Raw genomic sequence first — 24,850 nt, forward strand, 5'->3', positions numbered from 1 at the left:
CGTCAGCGTAGTGCGGGGACTTTCCGGTCGAGCCACGAGATCAGCCCGGGGATCGCCAGATACGCCACCGTGCCGTGCGTGGCGAACGAGATCGGCTCGAACGTCACGTCGATCCCCAGCGAGGCCTCGTGCGCAACGAAGTCGCGCGTGTCATCGGGGACGACCAGTTCGTCTGACAACCCCTGCGCGATGAACAGGGGGGCGTCGAACGAGGTACTGCCCGCAGAGTTCTCTGCGAGGATCTGCTCCCACGGCGGCGTGGTCGTCGGGTCGGCCGTCACGAAGTGCCCGACCAGCGGCTCTCCGATCGCATGCAGTTCGGGGATGTTCTCGAGCAGGCAGAGCGCGTTCATCTTCGGCAGGAGTGCGATCGCCTCGGGGGTGAGGATGCCGGTCAGCTCGGTCGCCGGAGTGTCGGCGTAGATCCCCGCGAACGCCGCGAACGCGTACGAGCCGATCGTCACGCCCGAGATGTCGTTCAGGTGCGCCTTGAGGAGGTTCTGCAGGTTCGCGGCGGGCGCCGCCGCCGCGACGGCCTGGATGTTCAGCTCGGGCGCATAGGTCTTCGCGCGTTCGGCCGCGAACAGCACGGCCTGGCCGCCCTGCGAGTGACCCCACAGGATGACGTTGCTCCCGGCCTCCGCGCCAGGGATCGCCTGACCGGCGCGCACGGCGTCGAGCACGTTGTTGCCCTCGGTGACGCCCACCAGGTACGAGTCCGGCCCCGCGGTGCCCATCCCCACGTAGTCGGTGGCGACGACCGTGTAGCCGCGGGCGAGGAGCGCGCGGAGACCTTCGATCATGTCGAACGGATCGAACCCGTACGACGGCGCGCAGTCGGGGGCCGAGCCGGTGGTGGGGTGCCCCCACGACACCACCGTGCGTCCACCGGCAGGAGCCGGTCCGAGCGGCACGATCACCACGCCGGTGACCACGACATCGGCACCGTTCAGATCGCGCGAGTGGTACATGACCCGCCACGCACGCGAGGCGAGCGGAGCGCCGACGAGCTCTTCTGACTTGACGATCTCGCCGGGAGCGCCCGAGGGCACCGGCGAGGGCTGCGCGTAAAAGTCGGCGATCGCGGGGCGCTCGATCGCGTCCCCCACGACGCGGATCTCCTCTGCGGCGACCACTCCGGCCAGCACCGCCAGGCTGAAGGCGAAGAAGGCGGCGACGATGCGATGCGCGTGCTTCCGCCCGGACGGATGGGGCATCTATCCCTCTCGCCCTGCACGGGCGCGGTCGACGGCGCTCGCAGCCGCGCGGGCAGCGGATGCTGCCGTCGCGCGCTCCTCGTCGAGTCGGCGCGCCTCCGAATCGGCGTCTTCGGCGTCGCTGAGCATCCGCTTCAGCTGCCCGCGCAGATCATCGACGCGCTCGTGGAGCAGGTCGGCGCGCTCGTGCGCCTTGGTCGCCCGCGCCCCTGCGCGCGCGAGTGCGCGTTCGGCATCCGATGCGGCGCGCTCGGCCTCGCGCACGGCGAGCTCTGCGGCCTTGCGCGCACGGCGCTCGGCCAGGTCATCGCGGCTGGGTCTCTCGGTCGGTACCGGGGTGGTGCCGGCGACGGCGCCTGACACGTCGACGTCGTCGAACCCGGTCGCCTCGAGCGTGCGCACGAGACGCCCGGTCATCACGGCTGCGGCGGCCCCGGCATCCATCACCGCCGCATTGATCGTCTTCTCGACCTCTTCGCGCGCCGCAGCGCTCACCGTCACATCCTGAGCGCGGGCGAGATCGACGGCCTGCGTGGCCAGCGCGGCGACGAGGGCCCGGCGCTGCGCGCTGAGGGTCTTCAGCTCGACGGCGTCGAGATCGTCCTGAGCTTCGCGGAGGGCGGCCGCGAGGTCGAGGGCCTCACCGAGACGCCCGTCGCGCGCGAGCAGATTCACGGCCCAGGCCGCCACCGACGGCTTGCGCAAGGCCTTGATCGACGCGGCGGCCGCGCGATCGGATGCCGCCGCGCGCTCGTTGCGCGCGGCGGTGAACCGGTCTGGGGTCAGCGCGTACAGCTCGTCGGCCGCGGCGTCCAGCGCCGCAGCATCGGCGGCCGTGGTGTCCGCGGCATCCCTCATTCGGCCATTCTCGCGGTCCCCGTCCCGCAATGCACCCTCACCTCCCGCAATGCACCCTCACCTGTCGCCCAGGATGCTCGCTGCCTGACGTGCGGCGCCGAGTGCGACGTACTCGCCAGGGGCGGGGACTTCGACCGGCAGCCCGAAGACGAGGGGCGCGATCGCCCTGACGGCCTCGGACTGCGCTCCCCCGCCGATCAGCAGGGCGCGCTCCAGTGGAACGCCGAACGCCCGCAGCGCTTCGAGCCCCGCCGCGAGCCCGGTGAGCATGCCCTCGACGGCCGCGCGCGCGAGGTTCTCGCGGGTGGTGGACGCGAGGGTCATCCCGGTGAGCGACGCCGTGGCATCCGGCAGGTTCGGCGTGCGCTCGCCCTCGAAGTACGGCACGAGCGACAGGCCGCCGGCACCGGGCTCGGCCGACAGAGCGAGCGTGCTGAGCTCGCCGTGCGAGACGCCCAGGAGGCGGGCGATGGCGTCGAGCACGCGCGCGGCGTTCAGCGTCGCCACGAGGGGCAGGAACCGGCCGGTGCAATCGGCGAAGCCCGCCACAGTTCCCGTCTTATCGATCGTGCGGGTCTCGCTGACGGCGAAGACCGTGCCGCTGGTACCGATCGAGACGACCGCATCGCCGGGCCCGGCACCGATCCCCAGGGCCGCTCCCGCGTTGTCACCCGCCCCGCCGCCGACGCGGCGGTCGCCGTCCGCGACCCACTCGTCGGGGCCGAGCACGCGCGGCAGCACGGCGTCGTGACCGAGGGCTGCCACCAGCAGGTCTCGGTCGTACCCGCCTGCTTCGGGGTTCCAGTAGCCGGTGCCCGAGGCATCCGATCTGTCGGTGACGAGCTCGTCGAGCACGGGGCCATGCGGCGATTCGCTCGCCGGGCCGAACCCGCGCAGCCGCCAGGTGAGCCAGTCGTGCGGGAGGGCGACCGCCGCGACGCGGGCGGCGTTGTCGGGCTCGTTGTCGCGCAGCCAGCGGAGCTTCGTGATCGTGAAGGAGGCCACCGGAACGAGTCCCGTGCGCTGCGCGAGCTGCTCAGCGCCGAATTCGGCGATCAGGTCTGCCGCCGCTCCGGCCGAGCGGGTGTCGTTCCACAGCAGCGCGGGACGGATGACCCTGCCGGCCTCATCGATGACGACCATGCCGTGCTGCTGGCCGCCGATGGCCCACGCCCGCACGTCATCGATGCCGCCGGCATCGGCGATCGCCGCCTGGAGCGCGATCCACCATGCTCCGGGATCGACCTCCGTGCCGTCGGGGTGCGATGCACGCCCGACGCGCACGACGGTGCCGGTCGAGGCATCCGTCACAACGACCTTGCACGACTGCGTCGACGAGTCGACTCCCATCACCAGGGCCATGAGAGGGTCAGCGGGCGCCGAGCAGGTGCTCGGTCGCGAGCTGCTGGAGCCGGACGAAGCCGAAGCCCTTGCCGCCGTAGTACACGTCTGTGTCGAAGTCCTCGTACGCCGAGCGGTCGGCAAGGAGGTCGTCGTACGTCTCTCCCTCGTTCAGCGTCGGCACCGAGAGCTCTGCAACGCGAGCTGCCTCGAGCGCCTCCTGCACCTCAGGGTCGGCGCGGAAAGCCGCGGCGCGCTCTTTGAGCAGGAGGTAGGTGCGCATGTTGGCGGATGCTGATTCCCACACACCCTTCTTGTCTTCGGTGCGGCTCGGCTTGTAGTCGAAGTGACGCGGTCCGTCGTACGACGGCACACCGCCGTGCCCGTCAGCAGAGTAGCCGCCGTTCTCGAGCAGGTCGACGAGCGCGAACGCGTTGTGCAGGTCGCCGTGACCGAACACGAGGTCCTGGTCGTACTTGATGCCGCGCTGGCCGTTCAGATCGATGTGGAAGAGCTTGCCGTGGTAGAGCGCCTGGGCGATGCCGGCGGCGAAGTTCAGGCCGGCCATCTGCTCGTGGCCCGTCTCGGGGTTCACGCCCACCAGTTCGGGGCGCTCGAGCGAGTGGATGAACGCGATCGCATGGCCGAGCGTGGGCAGCAGGATGTCGCCGCGCGGCTCGTTCGGCTTCGGCTCGATCGCAAAACGGATGTCGTAGCCCTTGTCGGTGACGTAGTCGCCGAGCAGGTTGACGGCCTCACGGTAGCGCTCCAGCGCCTGGCGGACGTCTTTGGCCGCGTCGTACTCGGCGCCTTCGCGGCCGCCCCACATCACGAACGTCTTGGCACCGAGTTCGGCGCCGAGGTCGAGTTGGCGGAACACCTTGCGCAGCGCGAAGCGGCGCACGCCGCGATCGTTCGAGGTGAAGCCGCCGTCCTTGAAGACCGGAGCGGAGAAGAGGTTCGTCGTGACCATCGGGACGATCAGGCCGGTGTCGGAGAGAGCCCCCTTGAGGCGGTCGATCTGGTGCTGACGCTCGGCGTCGGTCGATCCGAACGCGAACAGGTCGTCGTCGTGGAAGGTCACGCCGTAGGCGCCGAGCTCGGCGAGTTTCTCGACGGCGTGGACGACGTCGAGCGCGGGACGCGTGGGTCCGCCGAACGGGTCGGAGCCGTTGTAGCCGACGGTCCAGAGCCCGAAGGAGAAGCGGTCGGCTTTGGTGGGGGTGGGCATGGTGCTCCTGTTCGGCGATGAACCAATTGTTGTTGCTCACAACCTATCGCATGTCGCGTTGTCGCGGAAGCCCTACAGTGGGTCGCGTGAGCGATGCGAGCGGAGCAGGCGGAGAGGGCGTGCGACAGCGCAATCTCGCGCGGATCCTCCGGCTCGTCCACGTCGACGGACCGCTGTCACGCGCGACGCTCACCGAGACGACGGGCCTGAACCGCTCCACCATCGCCGACCTGGTCGGCGAGCTCGTCCGCGAGGAACTCGTGATCGAGCGCGCGCCCGATCCCTCGCGCCGCGTCGGGCGTCCGTCCCCCGTCGTCGCGATCGATCCGCGCGTGCTCGCGATCGCGGTCAACCCCGAAGTCGATGCGCTCACAATCGCCGCCGTGGGACTTGATCGCGCCATCGCGCTGCGCGACCGCATCGACATGGACCACCTGCTCTCCCCCGAAGAGACCGCCGGCCTCGTGGCCGGTCGCATCGCGCAGTGGCGCGCCGGCGCCCTCGCCGGCGCCAGGATCGCCGGCATCGGACTCGCGGTCCCCGGCCTCGTACGCGCCGACGGGCTCGTGCGCCACGCGCCGCACCTACGGTGGTCGGATGCGCCGCTGCGCGACCTGGTCGCCGCGGCGACAGGGCTGCCGACGGCCGTCGGCAACGACGCGAGCCTCGGCGTGCTCGCCGAGCACCTCTTCGGCGCCGGACGCGGCATCGACGACATCGTCTACCTCAACGGCGGAGCCAGCGGCATCGGCGGCGGCCTCATCGTCCACGGGATGCCTGTGGCCGGCGCCGGCGGTTACGCCGGTGAGTTCGGGCAGAACCGCCCGGGCATCGCCTCCGACACCGACCGCCGCGCCGGCGACGGCGTGCTGGAGGACGAGGTGAGCCGCGCGCGGCTGCTGGATGCCGTGGGCCTGGCGTCGGCCGATGAGCCGACCCTCGCCGCAGCCCTGGCCGCAGCGCTCGTCGCGTCCGATTCGCCGCTCGTCGCGGCCGAGCTCGACCGCCAGCGCCGCATCCTCGCGACCGCTCTGGCGAACGCGGTCAACGTCTTGAACCCGCGAGTCGTGATCCTCGGCGGGTTCCTCACGACGGTCGCCGAGCTCGGCTTCGACGAGCTCACCACCGCTGTCGCGCGCCAGGCGATGCGCGCGAGCATGGACGAGGTCGACATCCGCGTCGCCGTCCTCGCCGAGGATCGCCTGCTGATCGGTGCAGCCGAAGCGGCCTTCGCCGATCTGCTGCGCGATCCGCTGGAGCATCCCCCCGCATCGTGAGCACGCCGCCGATCCGCCGGCTCCGAGCGGGAATGCCGTGACCAGCCGACGGATTATCCCCTCCATGACAACAGTGGGAATCGTCGGAGCAGGACACATCGGATCAGCGCTCGCGAAAGGGCTGGTCGATCGCGGCTACCGCGTCGTGATCAGCAACTCGCGCGGCCCGGACACACTGACAGACCTCGTCGCGGAGCTCGGCGACAATGCCACGGCGGCCACGTCGACGGATGCCGCGGCAGCCGGTGACTTCGTGATCGTCACGATCCCGCTCAAGGCGCTCGACCAGGTGCCCGTCGAGCCCCTGGCGGGCAAGATCGTGATCGACACGAACAACTACTACTGGGAGCGCGACGGGCACATCGCCGTGCTCGACGACAAGGGCGCGACCGTGACGGGCCTCCTGCAAGCGCACCTGCCCGACGCGAAGGTCGCAAAGGGCTTCAACCACATCCCCGCGGCCAGCATCCTGACCGACGGCGTACCGGCCGGCACCGAGGGGCGCCGCGCGCTGGCGACCGCGAGTGACTTCGCCGAGGCCGCGCAGCTCGTCACCGACCTGTACGACGAATTCGGCTTCGACGCCGTGAACATCGGGCCACTCGCTGACAGTTGGCGCGTCGAGCGCGATCAGCCCGCGTACCGGGCTCTATACACGCGCGACGAACTCGTCGCGAACCTCGATCTGGCCGTCCGCTAGCCGCGTTCGCGAGGGATCAACTCACCGTCCACGACATCGATCCCCGGCACGTCAGGCAGATCGTTGCGGCGTGCGCCCGCGTCCGGGGATCGTGATGGCGTCACGGTCTGCATGTCATCCGGAGAGATGCCCATAGCGCGACCTCCTCGCTCTCGCGCTCCACGATGCCGCGCGCCGCTATCTGCGGCATCCCCCTTGACATCCTCTCCGCGTCGGGGTCCACTACGCTCCGGGCGGGTTATTGTATGCGGGTGGGCACCATCTACTACGGCGGATCGGCAACACCGATCCATATCGAGGACCGCGCGCTGGCGCACCTCAAGGTCGTCATCGCGACCAAGCTCCGACGCGGCGAGAGCTTCACGGTGTCGTGGCGGCACCCCGACGATCAGCCGCGCGGTCGCAGCACGATCTGGCTGCACCCGTCGATCCCGATGCGCTTCGTCTTCGACGACCCGGAGCCCGCGATGCTCAGCCGCGAGTGGGTGGAAGAGCTCGCCAACTCCGCCAATTCGTCGGGCGGCATCATGCTGATCGCCGAGCACTTCGACACCGCCCCGGTACCCGTGCTCGACCCCGATTCAGGCGCCCTCACGGTGACGGCCTCCGGCGAGGGCGACCTCAGCCTCGGCAAAGTCGAGGTCAAGGAACTCTCCATCGACAAGCTGACGGTGGAGAGCTCCGACGTCGAGGAATCCATCAGCGCCAACGACTGATCCGTCAGAGCGTTGCGGCGAACGGGTCGAACTCGGCGGCGACCGAGCCCACTTCGCCGACGGTGCTGCCGACGGTGACGAATTCGCGGGACGCGACCGCCTCCTCGATCGACAGCAACGTGTCGAGCACGTGGAACCCGAGCTCGCCGCTCGCCACGTGGGGGCGACCCTCGCGGATGGCGCGCGCCATCTCGAGCAGCCCGAGACCGCGGCCGACCATGACGCCCGCCTGCGCGACCTCGTCGACCTGCTGCACGGTCGGCGCCGGCGGAATCACGACCTCCTTGAGCGCGCGTGTGATCGTGATGCGGCCCCCGAAGGTGTTCGGGTCGGGGATCACCATCGTGCCCTCGGTGCCGGTGACCTCGACGACCCCCTGACGCATGAGCGGCGAGTCGGTGCTGTAGAGGCTCTGGGCGCTGCCGCCCTGCTCGAACTGCGTCAGCACCTGGATCGTCGAAGGGATCTCGACGGGGAACTCCTGACCCGCGAGAGGGCCGACCTGCACGCGGCGCGTGTCTGTAGCCCGCAGGCCGAGCGCGGCGACCGCCGCGACGGGGCCGAAGAGGTGCACGAGCGCCGACACGTAGTACGGCCCCATGTCCAGCAGCGGCCCGCCACCACGCGCGTATAGGAACGCGGGGTTGGGGTGGAAGATCTCCGGTCCCTGCCACTGGAACTGGGTCTGCGCGAACAGCGGCCGCCCGATGGCACCGGCGGCGATGGCACGCTTCGCGGTCTGGAGCCCCGGGCCGAGCACGGTGTCGGGGGCTATTCCGACACGCACGCCCGCAGCATCCGCGTTCTGGAGCATCCGGCGTGCGCTCTCGCGATCGACGCCGATGGGCTTCTCGCTCCAGACGTGCTTGCCTGCCGCGATGGCCGCCTCCGAGACCTCGACGTGCGACGCCGGGATCGTGAGGTTCACGACGATGTCGATGTCGGGGTCGCCGAGCACGACGTCGGCACCGCCCGCCAGGGGCACGCCGTACTTGTCGGCCTGCTCACGCGCGCGCTCGGTGTGCACATCGCCGACGGCGATCACCTGTACGTCGGGGAAGCTCGAGAGGTTCTGCAGGTACGTGTCGCTGATGTTGCCCGCGCCGATGAGGCCGACGCCGACCCGTCCGGTCGAGGCCATCAGACCGCGGCCCGCTCGGCCGCGCGCTCATCCAGGAAGATGCGGCTCTGCTCGATCCCGTCGAACAGATCGCCCGGATAGTGATCGAACTCGACGATCGCGTATTCGAGAGCGGATGCTGCATCCAGCGCCTCCGCGAGCGGAACGTTGCCCTTCCCCGCGGGAACCTGGTCGGCCGGCGGGTAGGCGGCGAGGGCTTCGGGATCGAGCGTGCCGTCCTTCACGTGCACGGCGACGACACGGTCGCCCAGACGCGCCAGCAGCTCGGGCGACGAGACGCCGGCGCGGGCCACCCAGTACAGGTCGACTTCGAGCACCACGCGGGGGTCGAGGAGCCCGGCGAGCACCTCGAGACCGGTCTGCCCGTCGAAGGTCGCCTCCAGCTCGTGCGCGTGGTTGTGGTAGCCGACGCGGAGCCCCCGTGCGGCGGCGATCTCGGCGACGGCGTTGAGGAGGCGTGCGGTCTCTTCGATCTGCTCGACCTTCTCCCAGCGGGCGGGCGCCGTGTAAGGGTCGATGACGGTGGTCATGCCGAGCGTATCGGCGGCGTCGAAGACCTCGTCAGGAGTCGGGACGGGAACCGTGGTGCCGCTGCCGTCCGGGTTGACGAAGGAGTCGGACGCGAGGAACGCATGGCCGGTGGGCGCCTGCAGGCCGTTGGCCTGGAGGGCGGCTGCCAGCCGGTCGGCGCGGCGGACGAAGTCGTACGGCTCGACGGCGGTGAAGCCGCGAGCGGCCACCTCGGCGAGCGTGCCTTCGAGGTCGCTCTCGAGGGCCGCGTTGACGGTGAACAGCTGAACGGAAGTGAGGGCCGGCATCGGTCTTTCTCCTTGGGAATCGCCTTCGACGGATGCCCGCACGGCAGTCCGGTCATCCCTGCGCATGACGATAGCAGCAAAAACCGCCATATGGAGGTTTTTCTGGACTACGATGCGAAGATGCCCGATGAGACCCTCGACAGCGATACTCCGCGCGCACGCGGCTCGTACGCGAAGGGTCTCGCGCGTCGCCAGCAGATCCTCGATCGGGCGATCGAGGTCTTCGCCTCACGCGGGTCGGCGCGCACCAGCCTGCGCTCCATCGCCGAAGAGATCGGCGTATCGCACGGGGCGTTGACCCACTACTTCCGATCGCGCGAACATCTCCTCGTCGAGGTGTACCGCGAAGCCGAGCGACAGCTCGATCGACACGCCCCGCACTCGGTCGACGTGTCGGCGGTCGGCATCATGACCGCTTCCGCCGAACGGAACCGCACGATCCCCGGTCTCGTGCAGCTGTATTCCACGCTCGTCGCTGCGGCGCTCGAGGAGGGTCACCCCGACGCCCACGCCTTCGCGAGCGAGCGCTTCGCGCGCATCCGCGGCGAACTGGCCGACCACGTCCGTCGGGATCAGGCCGACGGACGCGTGCGTGCGGACGTCGATGCCCTCACCGTCGCGACGCTCGTGATCGCGGCATCCGATGGCCTGCAGACCCAGTGGCTGCTCGAGCCCGACGTCGGCCACACCGCCGCGCTCGAACTGCTCGAACGACTGCTCACCGAGCGGCCGTAGCGCGACGCAGCCGTCAGGCGACCTCGGCCTCGCCGGCCTCGGCAGGTTCGGGCGTGATCGAGAGGCCGTTCGGGCCGCTCGCGACCTGCATGAGGTCTTCGATCCACGCGCGGTTGATGCGGGGATTGCGGCTGCCGAAGAAGTGGAACTGCAGCGGCACCGACGGGTGCACCCAGAAGCTGCGCCTGCCGCTGCCGTCGCCGATCTCGACGTCGAACATGAACGGTTCCGAGCGGCGGAGCTTATTCATCACCACGATGCGCAGATGCGCGAGGGTGCGGTCGTCGATGTCGACGGAGTTCGCCATGGTGTCGTAGATGAACCTGCCCATGCCCTGAGCCTAGCCGTCGGGTCACCCGCCGCGTCGCTCGCCCCGGGCTCCGAGTGGAACCCGGGGTGCGCCGTCTCGGGTCAGCACACCCCGGGAGTCATTGGGTGGTCGTCCCCCAGAGCCGACCACCCCGCAGACCTCGTGCCGCTGCAGCAGCTCTTGGTCGTGGTTCGATCGTGCCTCCACGACCGCAAGGCGACCTCAAGATTGGCGCAAGCGGGCGGAAAGTTCTCCACGACATCTCCCCGACGTTGGCGCACGAGGATGTGGAGGACACGGATGCTGCATACCGTACGGGGGTATAGTATGGGCGTCATGAACGGCTACACCGAGAACAAGGACGACCTGCTCAAGCGGCTGAGTCGCGCCGAAGGGCAGGTGCGCGGCATCGCGCGCATGGTCGAGGACGACAAGTACTGCATCGACATCCTCACCCAGGTTTCGGCCGCCACGAAGGCGCTCGAGACCGTCGCGCTCTCGCTGCTGAGCGACCACCTCAGCCACTGCGTGGCCGAGGCCAGTGCCGAAGGCGGCGTCGTCGCCGCGGAGAAGATCCGCGAGGCCAACGCCGCAATCGCGCGCCTCGTGCGCTCCTGATCTCTGAGCTCCGGCATCCCCCGCATCCGCATCGAAAGGACCCCGATATGACCATCGACAACACCCTCAACGTGCTGGTGGACGGCATGACCTGCGCGCACTGCGTCACGAGCGTCACCGAAGAGATCGCGGCGATCGACGGCGTCGAGGCCGTACACGTCGACCTGAACCCCGGCGGCGCGTCGAGCGTCGCCGTGCGCACCACCTCCCCGATCGACCCCGCGAGCATCCGCGCCGCCGTCGAGGAGGCGGGATACACAGTGGCGGCGCCGCGGTGAGCCCCCGCACCGTGGAACCAGGCACCGGGCAACCAGGCACCGTGGTACCAGGCGCGGTCGAGCTCGACATCGCCGGCATGACGTGCGCGTCGTGCGCCGTGCGCATCGAGCGCAAGCTCAACAAGCTGCCGGGCGTCGAGGCCACCGTCAACTACGCCACCGAGAAGGCGCGCGTGCGCACCGACGGCGTGCCCACCGCCGACCTGATCGCGACGGTCGAGGCCGCCGGTTACGCCGCCGCCGTGCCCGCGCCGCCGATCGAGCAGACGGGTCCGGATGCCGAGACCGCCGCCGATCGCGACCTCGCGGCGCTGCGGCACCGCCTCCTGATCAGCGCCGCACTGGCCGTTCCGGTGACGCTGATGTCGATGATCCCGCTGCTGCAGTTCTCGAACTGGCAGTGGCTCGCGCTCACGCTCACCGCGCCGATCGCCGTGTGGGGCGCGTGGCCGTTCCATCGTGCCGCGGCCCTCAATGCCCGCCACGGGGCGGCGACGATGGACACGCTCATCAGCCTCGGCGTGATCGCCGCATTCGGCTGGTCGCTGTACGCGCTCTTCTTCGGCACAGCGGGCATGCCGGGCATGCACATGACCTTCACCCTGTTCGGCGTCCCGGATCCATCGGGTGACGCGGGCGGCACCGGCGAGATCTACCTCGAGGTCGCGGCCCTGGTGACGGTGTTCATCCTCGCCGGGCGCTACGCCGAGGCGAGGGCGAAGAAGTCCTCGACCGCCGCGCTGCGCGCGCTGCTGCACCTCGGCGCCACCGACGCCTCACGGCTGGCGAACGGCATCGAGCAGCGCGTACCCGTCTCGCAGCTGGCCGTCGGCGATCTCGTGGTGGTCCGGCCGGGCGAGAAGATCCCGTCCGACGGCCTGGTGGTCGGCGGAGCGTCCGCGATCGACGCGAGCATGCTGACGGGCGAGTCCGTGCCCGTCGAAGTGACCACCGGGTCACGCGTGGTGGGCGCCACGATGAACGTGGGCGGGCGGCTGACGATCGAGATCACCCGGGTCGGCGCCGACACCGAGCTGGCGCGCATGCAGCGGCTCGTCGAAGAGGCCCAGACCGGTAAGGCCCGCGTGCAGCGACTGGCCGACCGGGTATCGGCGATCTTCGTGCCCGTCGTGCTCGTGCTGGCCGTCGTCGCGTTCGTCGGCTGGCTGCTCGCCGGCGGGTCCGTCGTGCTCGCCTTCACCGCCGCCGTCGCGACGCTCATCATCGCCTGCCCGTGCGCCCTCGGGCTCGCCACCCCCACCGCGCTCCTGGTGGGCACAGGGCGCGGCTCGCAGCTGGGCATCCTGATCCGCGGCCCGCAGGTACTCGAACAGACTCGCCGCGTCGACACGATCGTGCTCGACAAGACCGGCACCCTCACCACCGGCGAGATGGCCGTGACCGCGGTGATCCCCGCCGACGGCGTGGCCGGCGATGAGCTGCGGGGGCTTGCGGCCGCCGTGGAGGCCGGGTCGGAGCATCCCGTCGCGCGAGCGATCGTCGCAGATGCTGTCGCTGCAGTGGATACGACTCGGATGCCGGAGGCCGAGGCCTTCACCTCGCACGCGGGGTTCGGCGTGCAGGGCGTGGTCGCCGGCTCGCTCGTGGTCGCGGGGCGCCCGTCGTGGGTGCAGGGCGAGTGGAGCATCCAGCCGCCGGCCGATGCCCTCGCGCGCGCCGACGCCCTCGCGGCGGACGGGGCGACCGTGGTCATGCTCGCCCGCGACGGCGTCTACGTCGGCGCGATCGCCGTGGGCGACACCGTCAGGCCGAGCAGCGCTGAGGCGGTCGCGCGGCTGCGCGGCCTCGGGCTGCGTCCCGTGCTGCTGACCGGCGACAACGCGGGCGCGGCGGCACGGGTCGCGGCGACCGTCGGCATCGACGACGTACGCGCGGGCGTGACCCCCGCGGGCAAGCTCGAGGTGGTCCGTGCTCTGCAGTCCGAAGGACGCGTGGTCGCGATGGTCGGCGACGGCGTCAACGACGCTGCAGCGCTCGCGGGAGCCGACCTCGGCATGGCGATGGGTGGGGGAACGGACGCGGCGATCGCAGCATCCGATATCACTCTCGTCTCGGGCGACCTGCTGGCCGCCGTCGATGCGATCCGGCTCGCCCGGCGCACGCTCGGGACGATCAAGGGCAACCTGTTCTGGGCCTTCGCCTACAACGTGGCGGCGATTCCGATCGCGATGCTAGGACTGCTCAATCCGCTCGTCGCCGCAGCGGCGATGGCGTTCTCATCGGTGTTCGTGGTGACCAACAGCCTGCGCCTGCGCGGGTTCGCGCCGCAGCGCTGAGCCGTCGGGCTCAGGCCGCCTGACGGGCGATCGCGGCCTCGAGGGCGGCGACGACGAGGTCGTGGTCATCGTGCTGGGTGAGGCCCGATACCCCGACGAAGCCGATCAGCGAGCCGTTCACCCGCAGCGGGAAACCGCCGCCCGCGGGGGCGTACAGCGCCCTGTCGACCCCGAAGACCTCGAAGAAGTCGGCTCCCGAGTGGCGCAGCCTCGCGCCGACCAGCAGCGACGGGGCGTTGAACCGGGCGACGACGCGCGCCTTGCGTGCCAGCCAGTCGTCGTTGTCAGCGCTCGTGCCGGGCCGCGCCGCGTGGAACACCCGCTGGTCTCCGAAGAGGATCGTCGTGGTGATCCCCAGATCGTCCGCGATCGCACGCTGCACGATGTCGGCGCCGAGCGCATACGCGTCGTCATGGGTGAACGACGTGAAGCCGATCGATGCGTTCTGCGTTTCGAGGTGAGCGACGAGGTCGGCTCCGGTGAGGTCCGCACTGCGGGTCATCTGCTTCTGCTTTCTGTCTGACCCGAAGCTAGCGCGCCGCCGCGCTCCCCGCGAGCCGCTTCAATGGAACGGGTGCCGGCGCTCGAGCGCCGCGCCTTCCACATCGACGTTCGGCAGGATGCGGTCGAGCCACTTCGGCAGCCACCACGCCGACCGGCCGAGCAGATGCATGATGGCCGGCATCAACAGCATCCGCACCACGAACGCGTCGATCAGAACGCCGACCGCGAGCCCGAATCCGATCGATTTGATCATCGCCGATTCGGACGAGATGAAGCCCGAGAAGACCGCCACCATGATGATCGCGGCGGCGATCACGACCGACCGCCCCGCCCGGAAGCCCTGCGCGACAGCGAGGCGCGCGGGTGACCCGTGCACATACGCCTCGCGCATGCCGGAGGCCAGGAACAGCTGGTAGTCCATCGCCAGGCCGAACAGGATGCCGACCAGGATCACGGGTAGGAAGCTCAGGATCGGTCCCGCGCTATGCACGCCGAGGATGCTCGAGAACCAGCCCCACTGGAACACCGCCACGATCGCGCCATAGGTGGCGAACAGCGACAGGATGAATCCTCCGGTGGCGATGATCGGCACGAGCAGCGACCGGAACACCAGCACCATGATGAGGAACGACAGACCGACCACCACCGCGAGGTACAGCGGCAGCACGTCGGCGAGCGCCTCCGAGATGTCGATGTTGATCGCGGCCTGACCCGCCACGCCGAGCGTGACGCCCTCGGCGATCGGAGGCAGCGTGCGCAGATCGCGCACGAGCTGATCGGTCGACACGCTGTTCGGGCCGTCGGACGGCACGACCTGGAACGCGGTGAGCGTTCCGTCGTCCGAGAGGGCGATCGGGGCGACCGCCACGACACCGGTCTGGTCGGCGAGAGTCTGGGCGATCACGACCTGCTTGCTCATCTGCTCGTCCGCGCTGAGGCCTGCCGGCAGGGTCGCGGTCACCAGCAGCGGGCCGTTCGCCCCGGCGCCGAATTCGCTCTCCACGACCGTGTACGCCCGGTACGACGACGACTCGACCGGCTCGGACGAGCCGTCCGGAAGACCGACGCGCATCGACAGCGCGGGGATCGCGACGACCAGCAGCGCGATGATGGCGACGAGCGACGTGAGCACGGCGCGGAGCATCGACATCGGCTTCACCACGACGGGCCGCCGGTTGCGTCGCTCCGATCCCACGTGGGCGCGCTCGCGCCGCCGCAGCACGCGCACGCCGGCCAGCCCCAGGAGCGCCGGGGTGAGGGTGATCGCGATGAGCACGGCGATGAGCACGCTGATGGCTCCGGCGGTGCCCATCAGTCCGAGGAACGGCACGCCCGTGACGTTCAGGGCGAGCAGGGCGATGATCACGGTGGTACCGGCGAAGAGCACTGCGTTGCCCGCGGTGCCGTTGGCCAGCCCGATCGACTCGCGCACCTCGATGCCCTGCAGCATCTGCTTGCGATGCCGGTTGATGATGAACAGCGAGTAGTCGATGCCGACCGCAAGGCCCAGCATGACACCGAGGATCGGGGTCACCGACGCCATCTGCACGACGCCCGAGAACGCGAGCACGCCGAGTGCGCCGATCGCGACGCCGAAGATCGCCGTGACGAGCGGGAACGCGGCCGCGATCAGCGAGCCGAGCATGACGACCAGGACGACGCCGGCGATCGCGACGCCGACGATCTCGCCGACGCCGATGAGCTCGGGCACGCCCTGCGAGATATCGGATGAGAACGACACCTCTACGCCGTCGACGGGTTCCGACTCGAAGTGGTCGATGACGGCCTGCTTCGACTCTTCGGCGAGCTCCAGCCGGGGCTCGGTGAAGGCGACGTGCACGACGGCCGTCGACCCGTCTGCAGAGACGGTACGGATGCCGTCGGCCAGGCCGAGCAGCTGTGCGCCCTCGTCGAGCTTCGTGCTCTGCACCTCGAGATCCTCGCGCGACGAGGTGAGCGTCGTCTGCTGCGCCTGCACCGCCGCGCGCTGCGCGTCCAGCTGCGCCCGCTGAGCATCCAGCTGCGCCGTCGACGCTCCGGCCGCGGTCGCCTGAGCGCGCGCAGCGTCCAGCTGCGCCTGGGCTGCGTCCAGCTGTGCGACTCCGGCATCCAGCTGCTGCTGTCCCTCATCCAGCTGGGCGCGCCCGTCGGTGATCTGCGCGCGTCCGTCGGTGATCTTCTGCGCCTGATCGGCGCGCTGCTGTTCGGTGGCGAAAGGGTCGACGACGCTCGCGACATCCGGTAGGTCGCCACCATCGGCCACGAGCGCACTGATTTGCGTGCGCTGATCGTCGGTGAGGGCCGTGCCGTCGGCCGTCGTGAACACGACCGTGCCGGACGCGCCGCTGAAGTCGGGGAGCTTCTGAGACAGCTCGTCGGTCACCGCGCCCGAGGCGGTGCCCGGGATGTCGAAGCTCGAACTGAGTCCGCCGAAGCCGACGAGGAAGCCGGCGACCGCGATGCCCAGCACCACGATCCACGCGACGATCACGCTCCAGGCACGTCGTGCAGAGAACTTCCCCAGGCGATACAGCAGCTCAGCCATCGATGACCTCTCTTGGTGGCATTGGTGTCGTTACCCTTGATGATACGGAGCGTCTCGTCAAGAGACTGGGAGGAGGATGTGAGAATGACACAGCATCGTGCCGGACCCGTGCGCAGCGAAGAGGCGCGCACGGCGATCCTCACCGCGACCGGCCGGCTCATGAGCGACCGGGGGTACGAAGGCCTCACGATGGAAGGCGTTGCGCAGGAGGCGGGCGTCGGAAAGCAGACGATCTACCGCTGGTGGAGCTCGAAGAGCGCGCTGGTCGCCGAGTGCCTTCTCGAGGGGTTCATCCTGCCCGATCACTTCGCCGTCCCGGAGACCGGCGACCTGCGCGCCGATCTCACCGCATGGCTGGACAGCCTCTTCCAGCTGCTGGCGGAACCCCGCGGCGACGCGATCCTCCGGGCCCTCATCGCCGCCGCCGCCGACGACGCCGAGGTCGGGCGTCGCCTGCGCGAACGCCTCGGCGGAGGGTCGGTGATCGAAGACCGTCTGCGGCGGGGAATCGACGAGGACGACCTGCGACCGGATGCGCCGCTCACCGAGATCACCGAGGCGCTCGTGGGCGCCGTGATCATCCGCGCGCTCAGCCGCGAAGCGGTTGCACCCGGAGCATCCGATCGCCTCGTGCGCGCCGTGATCGAGAGCAGCGAGCCGACATGAGATGGGTGCTCCTGACCGGTGCGATCCTCACCGAGGTGAGCGCCTCGCTCGCCCTCAAGGGCGCGATCGAGAACCCCTGGTGGTACATCCTGGTCGCGGTCGGGTACGCGTCGTCGTTCGTCTTCCTGTGGGCGGTGCTGCGGGCCGGGATGCCGCTGGGCGTCGCGTACGGCATCTGGGGAGCCCTCGGCGTCGCCCTCACCGCGGGCTTCGCGGCCATCCTGTTCGGCGAGCCGCTCACGCCCGTGATGATCGGCGGGATGGTCTTGGTGATCGCCGGCGTCCTTACCGTCGAACTCGGTTCGCAGCGTGCCAGGACGAAAGCCGAGGACGCCTGATGGGGTGGCTCCTGCTCGCGGGTGCGATCGTGGTCGAGGTGACCGCGACGCTGTCACTCCGGGCGGCCACGCACGGCAGTCGGCTCTGGTACATCGTGGTGGGGATCGGCTATGTCGCCGCGTTCGGGCTGCTGTCGCTGACCCTGAAGACCGGCATCCCGCTCGGGGTCGCCTACGGCATCTGGGCGGCCACCGGAGTCGCGCTCACGGCCGTCGCGAGCAGGCTGATCTTCAAGGAGCCGCTCACCTGGATCATGGCGGTCGGCATCGCCCTCATCATGGGCGGCGTGCTGCTGATCGAGGTGGGCGCGACCGCGGTCTGACCCGGTGTGGTCGATTAGGCGCGCCAGCGCCGCCCCCCTGCGGAGATCGAGTAGGCGCGCCAGCGCCGCGCCAGCGCGGAGATCGAGTAGGCGCGCCAGCGCCGTACCGAGATCAAGACCCGCGCTCTACGCCGGTCGAGGGATCTCGATACGCTCGCTGGCGCTCGCTACTCGATCACCGCAACACGCGCCAGCGCCAGCCCCCTGCCCGTTGCGCCGAGAGCGAAGCATTTCCGCGCGACCCTGCCCAGCGGCGGAGTCCGTCGCTAGCCTGAACAAGGTGGACGCACCGGCAGCCGACCCCAAGCAGTTCCCACCGATCACGGATGCCCAGTGGGGCCGCCTGCTCGCCTACGGGACGGCGCAGGACGTCGCACCCGGCGACTTCGTGTTCCGCTCGGGCGACCGCCGGTACGACCTGATCCTCGTGGAGTCGGGCTCGATCGACGTCGTCCGCGATTCGCTCGGCTGGTTCGATGAGGTCGTCATCGCCTCCATGGGGCCGCGGACGTTCGTGGGCGAACTCGGCCTGCTCAACGGCCAGGGCGCATTCCTCACGGCGCGAGTGAACGAGGCTGGACGCGTCTACCGCATCGACCGCGAAGCGCTGCGGCACATTATGGCCGAAGACGACGAGCTGTGCGACATGATCCTGCACGCCCTGTGGGAGCGCCGCGAGGCCCTCCGCCACGGACCTGCCGCCTACACGCTCAAGCTGATCGGCACGAAGTCATCGCGCGACTTCCTGTACCTTCGTCGCTTCGCAGAGCGCCTCGACCTCGTCCACACGGCAACCGAGATCGATCCGGCCGACCCGGCGTTCTTCGCGCGCCACGATTTCACCGAAGCCGACCTGCCCGTCGCGTTCATCCAGGGCGAGCCGATCCGCAACGCCACCCCCGGTATGGTCGCCGAGCGTCTCGGGCTCGCCTACGAGGGCGACGCCGACGAGATCGTCGACCTCGTCGTGGTCGGCGGGGGGCCGGCCGGACTCGCGGCGGCGACCTACGGAGCATCCGAAGGCCTCAGCACCGTGCTCCTGGACTCGGTCGCCCCGGGCGGCCAAGCGGCGGCGACGTCGCGCATCGAGAACTTCCTCGGCTTCCCGTTCGGGGTGAGCGGCGGCAGCCTCATCGGTCAAGCCTCGCTCCAGGCCCTCAAGTTCGGGGTGCGTGTCTACGCGCCGTGCGAGGCCGTGAATCTGCAGACCGCCGGCGACATCCTCGACGTCACCCTCACCGACGGCCGCGTCATCCGCGCCCGGAGCGCCATCGTCACCTCCGGCGCCGCGTATCGCACCCTCGACCTCGACCGGTGGGAGGAGTTCGAGGGGGCGGGCATCTTCTACGCCGCGACCCCGCTCGAACTGCGCCAGGTCTCAGGCTCACCCGTCGTCGTGGTGGGTGGCGCGAACTCGGCGGGCCAGGCATCCCTGTATCTCGCCGCGAACGGATGTCGCGTGCGACTGGTCATCCGCGGCGACGACCTGCGGACGCGGATGTCGTCATACCTCGTCGATCGACTGCTCGAAGACTCGCTCGTCGAGGTGCACACCCGGGCCCGCGTCACGGGGCTTGCCGGAGGCAACTCGCTCGAGCGCGTCACGATCGACAGCATCGGCGACGTCGACGCCCGCGGGCTGTTCTGCTTCATCGGCGCCGACCCCGCCACGACGTGGCTGCCCGACCTCGATCGCGACGACGACGGGTTCCTGCGCACCGGTACCGACGTCGGCGTCCAGACGCTCGCGCGCTGGCAGGGCCTCGGTCGCGAACCGCTCCCGTTCGAGACCTCGACCCCCATGGTGTTCGCCGCGGGAGACGTCCGCCGCGGTTCGATGAAGCGCGTCGCGGCCGCCGTGGGCGAAGGCTCGAGCGCGGTCGCCTCCGTGCACCGCGCGCTTGCCGGCTGATCCCCCCACCCCTCCCTTCCCCAGAACCCGCGAGACGCGGACGGGCGATGCATTGCGGTCGGGCGGGGAGTGCACGAGAGTGAACGGATATGAGCGAACAGTCGGAGTGGGTCCGCGCCGAGGTCGGTCCGAGCGGCACCGGATGCGTCGAATGCGAAGAGCTCGGCGACTGGTGGGTGCATCTGCGGCGGTGCGCATACTGCGGACACGTCGGATGCTGTGACGATTCGCTCGGGCAGCACTCCACCGCCCACGCGCGCTCGAGCGGACACCTGGTGATCCAGAGCTACGAGCCCGGCGAGGACTGGTTCTGGGACTTCGGCGCAGACGAGATGATCGAGGGGCCGCAGCTCGCGGCGCCCGACAGTCACCCCGAGTCGCAGTCCGCACCCGGCCCGGCCGATCGGCTCCCCGCCGACTGGCAGCGCATCCTCATGCGCCGCCGCGCGCAGGGCTAGGCGGCGGCGAGTCGTCGATCAGGGCACGCAGGATCCGGATGAGGGCCGCGCGGTCTTCCGGTCCGATCGACTGCAGCTCGATCTCTTCGCGACGGACGAGCTCGGTCATCGCGAGATCGACCACTGTCGCACCCTCGTCGGTGAGCCGCACCAGCACGCCGCGGCCGTCGTTCGGGTTGGGGCGGCGGGCGATCATCCCCCGCGCGAGCAGATTCTCGATGCGGTTCGTCATCGCCGCGCTGCCGATCCTGGTGCGCTCGATGAGGAGTGCGGGGCTCAGCTCGTGCGGACTCTCGGCGCGGCGCAACGCGGCGAGCACGTCGAACTCCCAGGGCGCCAGGCCCGCGCTCGCGAACGCCGCGACCCGCAGCCGGTTGAGCGAAAGGCCCACCCTGCGCAGTCTCGACATGATGTCGAGCGGACTCAGATCGAGGTCGGGGAGCCGCCGCGACCAGGCGTCGATGAGCAGGTCCACTTCATCGTCGGGAACGGATGGCTCACCTCTCATGTGTCGACCGTAGCTTCTCGGCACGCTCCGAGGGTCAGCGGATGGGGCTGCCGGGTCTGGGATGGAGCCGCGCGCGGTTGCGCCGCAACAAGACCACAAGGCCCGCGAGAATGAACAGCACTGCCACCGGAAGCGCGTTCACCGGGCTGGAACCCGTGGCAGCGAGAGCCGCGGCCTGACCCTGCTCGGCGGCCGCGCCGGCACCCGGGGCCGCGGCCGGGGTCGACTGCACCACGATGAGGCTCCCTGCCGGGTGGTCGAAGCGCAGGGGTTCGCTGAAGATGATCGAGCCGAAGCCGCTGATCGTCACGGTCTCGGCCTCCGGAGTTCCGACGCCGATGACGACGACCTGACCGACGGTGAACCCGCTCTGTGAATCGACACCGGCGGAGATCGGACCAGGTGCCGCGATCGGCACCTCGTGCGCGCCGGCCTTGACCGGGGCAGTCGTGACGGTCGCGGGCTTGATGGACAGGTCGACCGTCGGACCGGCGCTGAAGCACGTGGACTGGAACGATGAGGTCGACAACTCACCGTGCACGACCTGGTCGATCCCGCCCGCGGCGTTCATGATCAGAGACTCCGCAGCGGGGCTGGTCGAGTAGATCACTCTGCAACGGCCGACGTTCTGGCCTTGCGCTCCGTTGCCCGGCAATGGTCGAAGTGCCTCGACAGGAGCCGCCGTGGTCTTCGTCAAACCGGCGAAATCGATGTCGATCGCGGCCGGTGCGGCCTCCGGAACCGAACCGGTCGTGACGATGCCGCCGTCCCAGACCAGGCTCTTGCGGGTGGCGCTCGACCATTCGGACAGTTCGGAATTCAATCGCACGATGCGCGGCGCGATCCCGGTGGGAGCGATCTGCAGTCCAGGCTCTCCCGGGGCGAACTGCGACTCGATGAACTCGATCCCGCCCTCGGTGTACGTCTCGGCGGGGCCGTGCTGGGCCTGGATGAGTGGGTTCTGGCGCATCTCGTCCAGCAGCGCCACGAATTCATCGGGCGCGAGCTCGCCGCCGTCGAGGTGACTGAAGGCGACCGCGTCGATGTCTCCCGTTACCCTCGTCATCGCGCCGACCAGTTCGTTGTAGATCTCGACGATGTACTCGTTGTCGACGCCCGTGGGCACCAACTGGAAGCCTGTGTACTTCGGGCCGCTCCCTTCGGGCGGAATGATGTCCTGAGCCTTCCAGCTGAACGTGGTGTCCATCCAGCCCTGCGCGTTCCACTGGGCGTAGGTCGACTCCCAGCGGTTCCACTCGCCGATGCGATCCGACACGCGGAAGACTGCGCTGTAATAGTCGTTGGTGCCGGGGGTGAAGCCCTTGCTCTGCACGAAGGCCTCGACATACCCACGAATCTCACCGGATCTGGCGCCGGCGGCTTTCCACGCCATCAGCGGTTCGGGCTCTTTGAACACCAGCGAGCCGACAGAGTCGGCGGGGTATCCCAGCCGCACGTCCAGCGGAGACACCGTCTTGATCTTCAGCGCCTCCGGCTTCACCGCCGCATGGAACTCCTCGATCCAGTTGATCGACGTCGCCGAGCGCGCGCGGACGGTCAGCAGGTAGTGGTACTTGGTGGCCAGACGCTGGAACTCGGCCAACTCGGCGGCGGTGATTCCGAAGAGTCGTTCGATGGCCGCCGCGTCCAGCTCGGTACCGTTGGCCAGGTCGACGAGAAGAGGCGCGATCTGCTCCACGGTCACCGCGCCCTCTGCGCGCGCGACGACGACCGCGGCGTTGGCCTGCAGCTCTGCCTGGGTCGCCTCGATCGCTGCCGTGGCCCGGGATGAGGTCAGAATCTCACCGATCGCGATCGGAATGGCGATCTGCGCGTACGCGTTCGTGCTGTACGAGCTGTACAGCTCGACGACCTGTGCGTAGTTGCCGATCTGTCGTTCGTTCTCGAGCTTTGTCATGTAGTCGTAGCTCAGGTCGGACATCTGTTTGATGAGCGCCGGCGTGCCCTTCTGCGCCGCCTCGACGTTCTTGAGCAGCACGGCCGCGATCAAAAGCCCCGTGTCGTGGGAGAATTGCTCCTTTTCCTCGTCCGTGAAACTGTCCCAGACCTGGGCCTGGTAGTTGGTGACGGCCAGCAGGGTCGACGCGGAAGTATTCGGCAGGTTGATCAGGCCGGTGACCATTCCGGATGCCGCATTCCACGCGCCTTCGACGCCGCCCACCAAGATCGCGCCGGCGATGACCCGGCCGTCGTGTTCCGGGATCGGTATCGAGTCGTCGATCGAGACGCGGTGACTCAGGTCGTCGGGGGTGGCGAGGATCTCGGATCCGTCCGACTTGGTCGTGTAGCTCGTGCCGTCATCGAGCGTGACCGTCGCCCAAGGCGTGAACGAGATCGTCGCGGAGGTACCTCCGCTGCGGCGAACACCGCCCGCTCCAGTCGGTTCGCTGTAGGCGGTCAGCACCTTCAAGGTGAAAGTCTTCGTGTCACCGGGATCGAGTGTCAGGGCGCCCGGCAGCTGAAGGGCCTTCGGATCCATCCCGACCCCGTCGTACGCGAGGCCCTGGAGTCCGGCGTTGCCGACGGTCGTGGCGAAGAGCGGCCCGACATCGAGCTTCGCAGAGTTGGTCAGGTTGTGGACGGTGCCGGTGATCGTGATCGCCGATCCCGCCGGAAACAGCGCGACCCCGGTGGGATTCAGTACTCGCGAGGTGAGAGCCAGCACCTTCGTGACTTTGATCGCCAAGTCGGTAGAGCCCGAGCCTCGCACGGTGCCGCCGGTGGGGGATGCCGCGGTAGCAACCGAGGTGAACTGGACATGACCGTCGGCCTTGAGCGTGAAGACCGTGACGATCGTCTTCGACTGTCCTGGGGCCAGGTCGCCGATCGGCTCCCCCGCGATCGGATCGGGAAGGGGCCCGCTCTTCGGAGTGGCCGTCAGAAGCTGTCCCGGCTTCGTGCGCACGACATCCAAGGAGCGGATGTTGACGTCTTTGAGCAGGTCGCTCGTGACGTTGGTGATCGTCTGGGTGACCGTGATGTCGACCGGCTTCGGACCACTGGCATCCGGATCGGCGTCGTAGGTCGGCGGGTTGACCGTCAGCTCGATCCTCAGCCCCCCGATCGAGTACGAGAGCTGGCCCGGGTCCGACGTGATCGCCGTGCCGCCAGCATCCACTGCGGTGGCCTGTGTCATTGCGCGCACGATGCCCGCCCCGGTCGCGGTCAGGTCGTAGATGAACGAGCGACTCTCCCCCGGCTGCAGGGTGAAGTCGGTCGGGACCGCTGGTGTCGGGCCCGCGACGGTGACGAGCTCCGCGCCGAGCGCGAGCGTGAGGGGATCACCGACGAAAGCGACATGGCCGAGCGCGCCCACTCCTGCCTGCCCCGCGGCGACCGTGACTTTGTAGTGAACCGCTTCGCCGACTTTAGGGCTCACCGACGCGAGCGGAGCTCCGGCGGCATCCACGAAACTCACCGAGGTCGTCAGAGCGGGCGCCGCGACCACCACATCGTGGGTCACCGTCGCCGAGACGCCGGCCTGACTCGTCGCCGTCAACGTCGCGTGATACGTGCCGGGCGTGGTGTAGGTGTGCGTGACTGCCGAGCCGGTCGCCGCAGCGCCGTCTCCGAAGTCCCAGGTCTCGGTGAGCGCGCCGCCGGCCTCATCGACGCTGGTCGAGACGAACTGGTACTGCCCCGGTTCGGAGCTCGCCGGAGTCGCGGTGAATGCCGCAGTCACACCGTCTGCGGCGTTGTACTCGATCGGGGTGGACACCCTGCAGTTTCCGTTGTCGATGTCGGGCAACCACGTCGTCAGGGCGACATCGCCGGGCGCAACGTCACTCTCGACCGGCGACCAGTTGTCGACGAAGCAGTCGCCGTAGAGCACACCGTGGAATGACGGAGTTCCAGGCGGGATAGTGAAAGTGACGTCACAGCTGTCGGTGTACACATCGGGCTGCGCGTAGGAGTTTTCGCACGCCAGCAGGTCGACCGATGTCGCCGTATATGTGCTGGGGAATTGCGTGTTGAGCAGCGAAGCCGAGCTTGTCAAGTTGTGTGTGTAAGTGGGCGGCGTCTCGGGGGGTTAGAGGT

22 protein-coding genes and 1 pseudogene are annotated in these 24,850 nt (G+C 69.4%); 12 read left to right on the forward strand and 11 right to left on the reverse strand.

The genetic code is table 11. The features are described from left to right. Positions 1-2: 2 nt before the first annotated feature. Genes ACFE6Z_RS15415 through xylA form a run of 4 tightly spaced genes read right to left on the reverse strand, consistent with a single transcriptional unit; the run spans position 3 to position 4,647 of the window. A complete protein-coding gene (locus ACFE6Z_RS15415) occupies positions 3-1,217 on the reverse strand; it encodes an alpha/beta fold hydrolase (protein WP_375386585.1) in 1,215 nt (404 codons plus the stop codon). Further along, positions 1,218-2,075, reverse strand: a complete 858-nt coding sequence (locus ACFE6Z_RS15420) for a transposase (RefSeq protein WP_375386586.1) — start codon at positions 2,073-2,075, stop codon at positions 1,218-1,220. A gap of 57 nt (positions 2,076-2,132) precedes the next feature. After that, positions 2,133-3,437 carry a xylulokinase gene (locus ACFE6Z_RS15425; protein WP_375386587.1) on the reverse strand — a complete coding sequence of 435 codons (1,305 nt, stop codon included), beginning with the start codon at positions 3,435-3,437 and terminating at the stop codon, positions 2,133-2,135. Between the two features lie 7 nt (positions 3,438-3,444). Further along, complete coding sequence (xylA, locus tag ACFE6Z_RS15430) at positions 3,445-4,647, reverse strand: xylose isomerase (RefSeq protein WP_375386588.1); 1,203 nt, start codon at positions 4,645-4,647, stop codon at positions 3,445-3,447. 77 nt (positions 4,648-4,724) lie between these two features. Between xylA and ACFE6Z_RS15435 the strand changes: the two genes are divergently transcribed. The 3 genes and pseudogenes from ACFE6Z_RS15435 to ACFE6Z_RS15445 all read left to right on the forward strand — a co-directional run. Beyond that, positions 4,725-5,924 (forward strand): ROK family protein, encoded by a 1,200-nt coding sequence (locus ACFE6Z_RS15435; protein WP_375386589.1) that lies wholly within the window; start codon positions 4,725-4,727, stop codon positions 5,922-5,924. A gap of 64 nt (positions 5,925-5,988) precedes the next feature. Then, positions 5,989-6,624: an NADPH-dependent F420 reductase gene (locus ACFE6Z_RS15440; RefSeq protein WP_375386590.1), complete on the forward strand. Its 636-nt coding sequence runs from the start codon at positions 5,989-5,991 to the stop codon at positions 6,622-6,624. Positions 6,625-6,875: 251 nt separating this feature from the next. Further along, positions 6,876-7,178, forward strand: a pseudogene (locus ACFE6Z_RS15445) (hypothetical protein); the annotation flags it as partial. 166 nt (positions 7,179-7,344) lie between these two features. Here ACFE6Z_RS15445 and ACFE6Z_RS15450 read toward each other — a convergent pair. Together ACFE6Z_RS15450 and ACFE6Z_RS15455 are read right to left on the reverse strand one after the other, a co-directional pair. Continuing rightward, positions 7,345-8,481, reverse strand: coding sequence for a Gfo/Idh/MocA family protein (locus ACFE6Z_RS15450; RefSeq protein ID WP_375386591.1), 1,137 nt, complete (start codon positions 8,479-8,481; stop codon positions 7,345-7,347). Beyond that, complete coding sequence (locus tag ACFE6Z_RS15455) at positions 8,481-9,299, reverse strand: sugar phosphate isomerase/epimerase family protein (RefSeq protein WP_375386592.1); 819 nt, start codon at positions 9,297-9,299, stop codon at positions 8,481-8,483. The genes ACFE6Z_RS15450 and ACFE6Z_RS15455 overlap by 1 nt, the downstream gene beginning before the upstream one ends. Positions 9,300-9,419: 120 nt before the next feature. On the opposite strand from ACFE6Z_RS15455, the gene ACFE6Z_RS15460 reads away from it, so the two are divergent. Further along, positions 9,420-10,034: a TetR/AcrR family transcriptional regulator gene (locus tag ACFE6Z_RS15460; protein WP_375386593.1), complete on the forward strand. Its 615-nt coding sequence runs from the start codon at positions 9,420-9,422 to the stop codon at positions 10,032-10,034. A 13-nt stretch (positions 10,035-10,047) separates the two neighbouring features. Here the strand turns inward: ACFE6Z_RS15460 and ACFE6Z_RS15465 are convergent, their stop codons facing one another. Continuing rightward, on the reverse strand, positions 10,048-10,365 hold the full coding sequence (locus ACFE6Z_RS15465; RefSeq protein WP_375386594.1) for an ATP-dependent DNA ligase: 318 nt from the start codon (positions 10,363-10,365) through the stop codon (positions 10,048-10,050). Positions 10,366-10,680: 315 nt separating this feature from the next. Here ACFE6Z_RS15465 and ACFE6Z_RS15470 point away from each other — a divergent pair, with 315 nt between their 5' ends. Genes ACFE6Z_RS15470 through ACFE6Z_RS15480 form a run of 3 tightly spaced genes read left to right on the forward strand, consistent with a single transcriptional unit; the run spans position 10,681 to position 13,537 of the window. Further along, the gene (locus ACFE6Z_RS15470; RefSeq protein ID WP_375386595.1) at positions 10,681-10,962 is read left to right on the forward strand and encodes a metal-sensitive transcriptional regulator; all 282 of its coding nucleotides are present in this window, start codon (positions 10,681-10,683) and stop codon (positions 10,960-10,962) included. Between the two features lie 47 nt (positions 10,963-11,009). Next, on the forward strand, positions 11,010-11,240 hold the full coding sequence (locus tag ACFE6Z_RS15475) for a heavy-metal-associated domain-containing protein (protein WP_375386596.1): 231 nt from the start codon (positions 11,010-11,012) through the stop codon (positions 11,238-11,240). Further along, positions 11,237-13,537 carry a heavy metal translocating P-type ATPase gene (locus ACFE6Z_RS15480; protein WP_375386597.1) on the forward strand — a complete coding sequence of 767 codons (2,301 nt, stop codon included), beginning with the start codon at positions 11,237-11,239 and terminating at the stop codon, positions 13,535-13,537. Before ACFE6Z_RS15475 ends, ACFE6Z_RS15480 begins: the two co-directional genes overlap by 4 nt. Before the next feature lie 10 nt (positions 13,538-13,547). On the opposite strand, the gene ACFE6Z_RS15485 is transcribed toward ACFE6Z_RS15480, so the two are convergent. Both ACFE6Z_RS15485 and ACFE6Z_RS15490 read right to left on the reverse strand, forming a co-directional pair. Then, entirely contained in the window at positions 13,548-14,039 is a 492-nt protein-coding gene (locus ACFE6Z_RS15485) for a heme-degrading domain-containing protein (RefSeq protein WP_375386598.1), read from the reverse strand. 60 nt (positions 14,040-14,099) lie between these two features. After that, positions 14,100-16,586 (reverse strand): MMPL family transporter, encoded by a 2,487-nt coding sequence (locus ACFE6Z_RS15490; RefSeq protein WP_375386599.1) that lies wholly within the window; start codon positions 16,584-16,586, stop codon positions 14,100-14,102. Positions 16,587-16,670: 84 nt separating this feature from the next. Here ACFE6Z_RS15490 and ACFE6Z_RS15495 point away from each other — a divergent pair, with 84 nt between their 5' ends. The 5 genes from ACFE6Z_RS15495 (at position 16,671) to ACFE6Z_RS15515 (ending at position 20,283) form a co-directional block, all read left to right on the forward strand. Next, entirely contained in the window at positions 16,671-17,252 is a 582-nt protein-coding gene (locus ACFE6Z_RS15495; RefSeq protein ID WP_375386600.1) for a TetR/AcrR family transcriptional regulator, read from the forward strand. Continuing rightward, positions 17,249-17,590, forward strand: coding sequence for a DMT family transporter (locus ACFE6Z_RS15500; protein WP_375386601.1), 342 nt, complete (start codon positions 17,249-17,251; stop codon positions 17,588-17,590). Before ACFE6Z_RS15495 ends, ACFE6Z_RS15500 begins: the two co-directional genes overlap by 4 nt. Continuing rightward, a complete protein-coding gene (locus ACFE6Z_RS15505) occupies positions 17,590-17,913 on the forward strand; it encodes a DMT family transporter (RefSeq protein ID WP_375386602.1) in 324 nt (107 codons plus the stop codon). Before ACFE6Z_RS15500 ends, ACFE6Z_RS15505 begins: the two co-directional genes overlap by 1 nt. A 280-nt stretch (positions 17,914-18,193) precedes the next feature. After that, entirely contained in the window at positions 18,194-19,825 is a 1,632-nt protein-coding gene (locus ACFE6Z_RS15510; RefSeq protein ID WP_375386603.1) for an FAD-dependent oxidoreductase, read from the forward strand. Positions 19,826-19,914: 89 nt separating this feature from the next. Next, positions 19,915-20,283 carry a UBP-type zinc finger domain-containing protein gene (locus ACFE6Z_RS15515; RefSeq protein WP_375386604.1) on the forward strand — a complete coding sequence of 123 codons (369 nt, stop codon included), beginning with the start codon at positions 19,915-19,917 and terminating at the stop codon, positions 20,281-20,283. Here ACFE6Z_RS15515 and ACFE6Z_RS15520 read toward each other — a convergent pair. Further along, entirely contained in the window at positions 20,258-20,791 is a 534-nt protein-coding gene (locus ACFE6Z_RS15520; RefSeq protein ID WP_375386605.1) for a MarR family winged helix-turn-helix transcriptional regulator, read from the reverse strand. The genes ACFE6Z_RS15515 and ACFE6Z_RS15520 overlap by 26 nt on opposite strands. Before the next feature lie 34 nt (positions 20,792-20,825). Then, positions 20,826-24,809 carry a PKD domain-containing protein gene (locus ACFE6Z_RS15525; protein ID WP_375386606.1) on the reverse strand — a complete coding sequence of 1,328 codons (3,984 nt, stop codon included), beginning with the start codon at positions 24,807-24,809 and terminating at the stop codon, positions 20,826-20,828. Positions 24,810-24,850: the final 41 nt, after the last annotated feature.

The organism is uncultured Microbacterium sp. (genome assembly GCF_964244775.1).
In the GTDB taxonomy this organism is placed as follows: Bacteria; Actinomycetota; Actinomycetes; order Actinomycetales; family Microbacteriaceae; genus Microbacterium.

What these genes read in the sequence shown, in the direction of transcription:
- ACFE6Z_RS15415 (WP_375386585.1), bottom strand. Translation starts at nt 1,217, where the DNA reads ATGCCCCATCCGTCCGGGCGGAAGCACGCGCATCGCATCGTCGCCGCC.
- ACFE6Z_RS15420 (WP_375386586.1), bottom strand. Translation starts at nt 2,075, where the DNA reads ATGAGGGATGCCGCGGACACCACGGCCGCCGATGCTGCGGCGCTGGAC.
- ACFE6Z_RS15425 (WP_375386587.1), bottom strand. Translation starts at nt 3,437, where the DNA reads ATGGCCCTGGTGATGGGAGTCGACTCGTCGACGCAGTCGTGCAAGGTC.
- xylA (WP_375386588.1), bottom strand. Translation starts at nt 4,647, where the DNA reads ATGCCCACCCCCACCAAAGCCGACCGCTTCTCCTTCGGGCTCTGGACC.
- ACFE6Z_RS15440 (WP_375386590.1), top strand. Translation starts at nt 5,989, where the DNA reads ATGACAACAGTGGGAATCGTCGGAGCAGGACACATCGGATCAGCGCTC.
- ACFE6Z_RS15450 (WP_375386591.1), bottom strand. Translation starts at nt 8,481, where the DNA reads ATGGCCTCGACCGGACGGGTCGGCGTCGGCCTCATCGGCGCGGGCAAC.
- ACFE6Z_RS15455 (WP_375386592.1), bottom strand. Translation starts at nt 9,299, where the DNA reads ATGCCGGCCCTCACTTCCGTTCAGCTGTTCACCGTCAACGCGGCCCTC.
- ACFE6Z_RS15460 (WP_375386593.1), top strand. Translation starts at nt 9,420, where the DNA reads ATGCCCGATGAGACCCTCGACAGCGATACTCCGCGCGCACGCGGCTCG.
- ACFE6Z_RS15465 (WP_375386594.1), bottom strand. Translation starts at nt 10,365, where the DNA reads ATGGGCAGGTTCATCTACGACACCATGGCGAACTCCGTCGACATCGAC.
- ACFE6Z_RS15470 (WP_375386595.1), top strand. Translation starts at nt 10,681, where the DNA reads ATGAACGGCTACACCGAGAACAAGGACGACCTGCTCAAGCGGCTGAGT.
- ACFE6Z_RS15475 (WP_375386596.1), top strand. Translation starts at nt 11,010, where the DNA reads ATGACCATCGACAACACCCTCAACGTGCTGGTGGACGGCATGACCTGC.
- ACFE6Z_RS15485 (WP_375386598.1), bottom strand. Translation starts at nt 14,039, where the DNA reads ATGACCCGCAGTGCGGACCTCACCGGAGCCGACCTCGTCGCTCACCTC.
- ACFE6Z_RS15490 (WP_375386599.1), bottom strand. Translation starts at nt 16,586, where the DNA reads ATGGCTGAGCTGCTGTATCGCCTGGGGAAGTTCTCTGCACGACGTGCC.
- ACFE6Z_RS15495 (WP_375386600.1), top strand. Translation starts at nt 16,671, where the DNA reads ATGACACAGCATCGTGCCGGACCCGTGCGCAGCGAAGAGGCGCGCACG.
- ACFE6Z_RS15500 (WP_375386601.1), top strand. Translation starts at nt 17,249, where the DNA reads ATGAGATGGGTGCTCCTGACCGGTGCGATCCTCACCGAGGTGAGCGCC.
- ACFE6Z_RS15505 (WP_375386602.1), top strand. Translation starts at nt 17,590, where the DNA reads ATGGGGTGGCTCCTGCTCGCGGGTGCGATCGTGGTCGAGGTGACCGCG.
- ACFE6Z_RS15515 (WP_375386604.1), top strand. Translation starts at nt 19,915, where the DNA reads ATGAGCGAACAGTCGGAGTGGGTCCGCGCCGAGGTCGGTCCGAGCGGC.
- ACFE6Z_RS15520 (WP_375386605.1), bottom strand. Translation starts at nt 20,791, where the DNA reads ATGAGAGGTGAGCCATCCGTTCCCGACGATGAAGTGGACCTGCTCATC.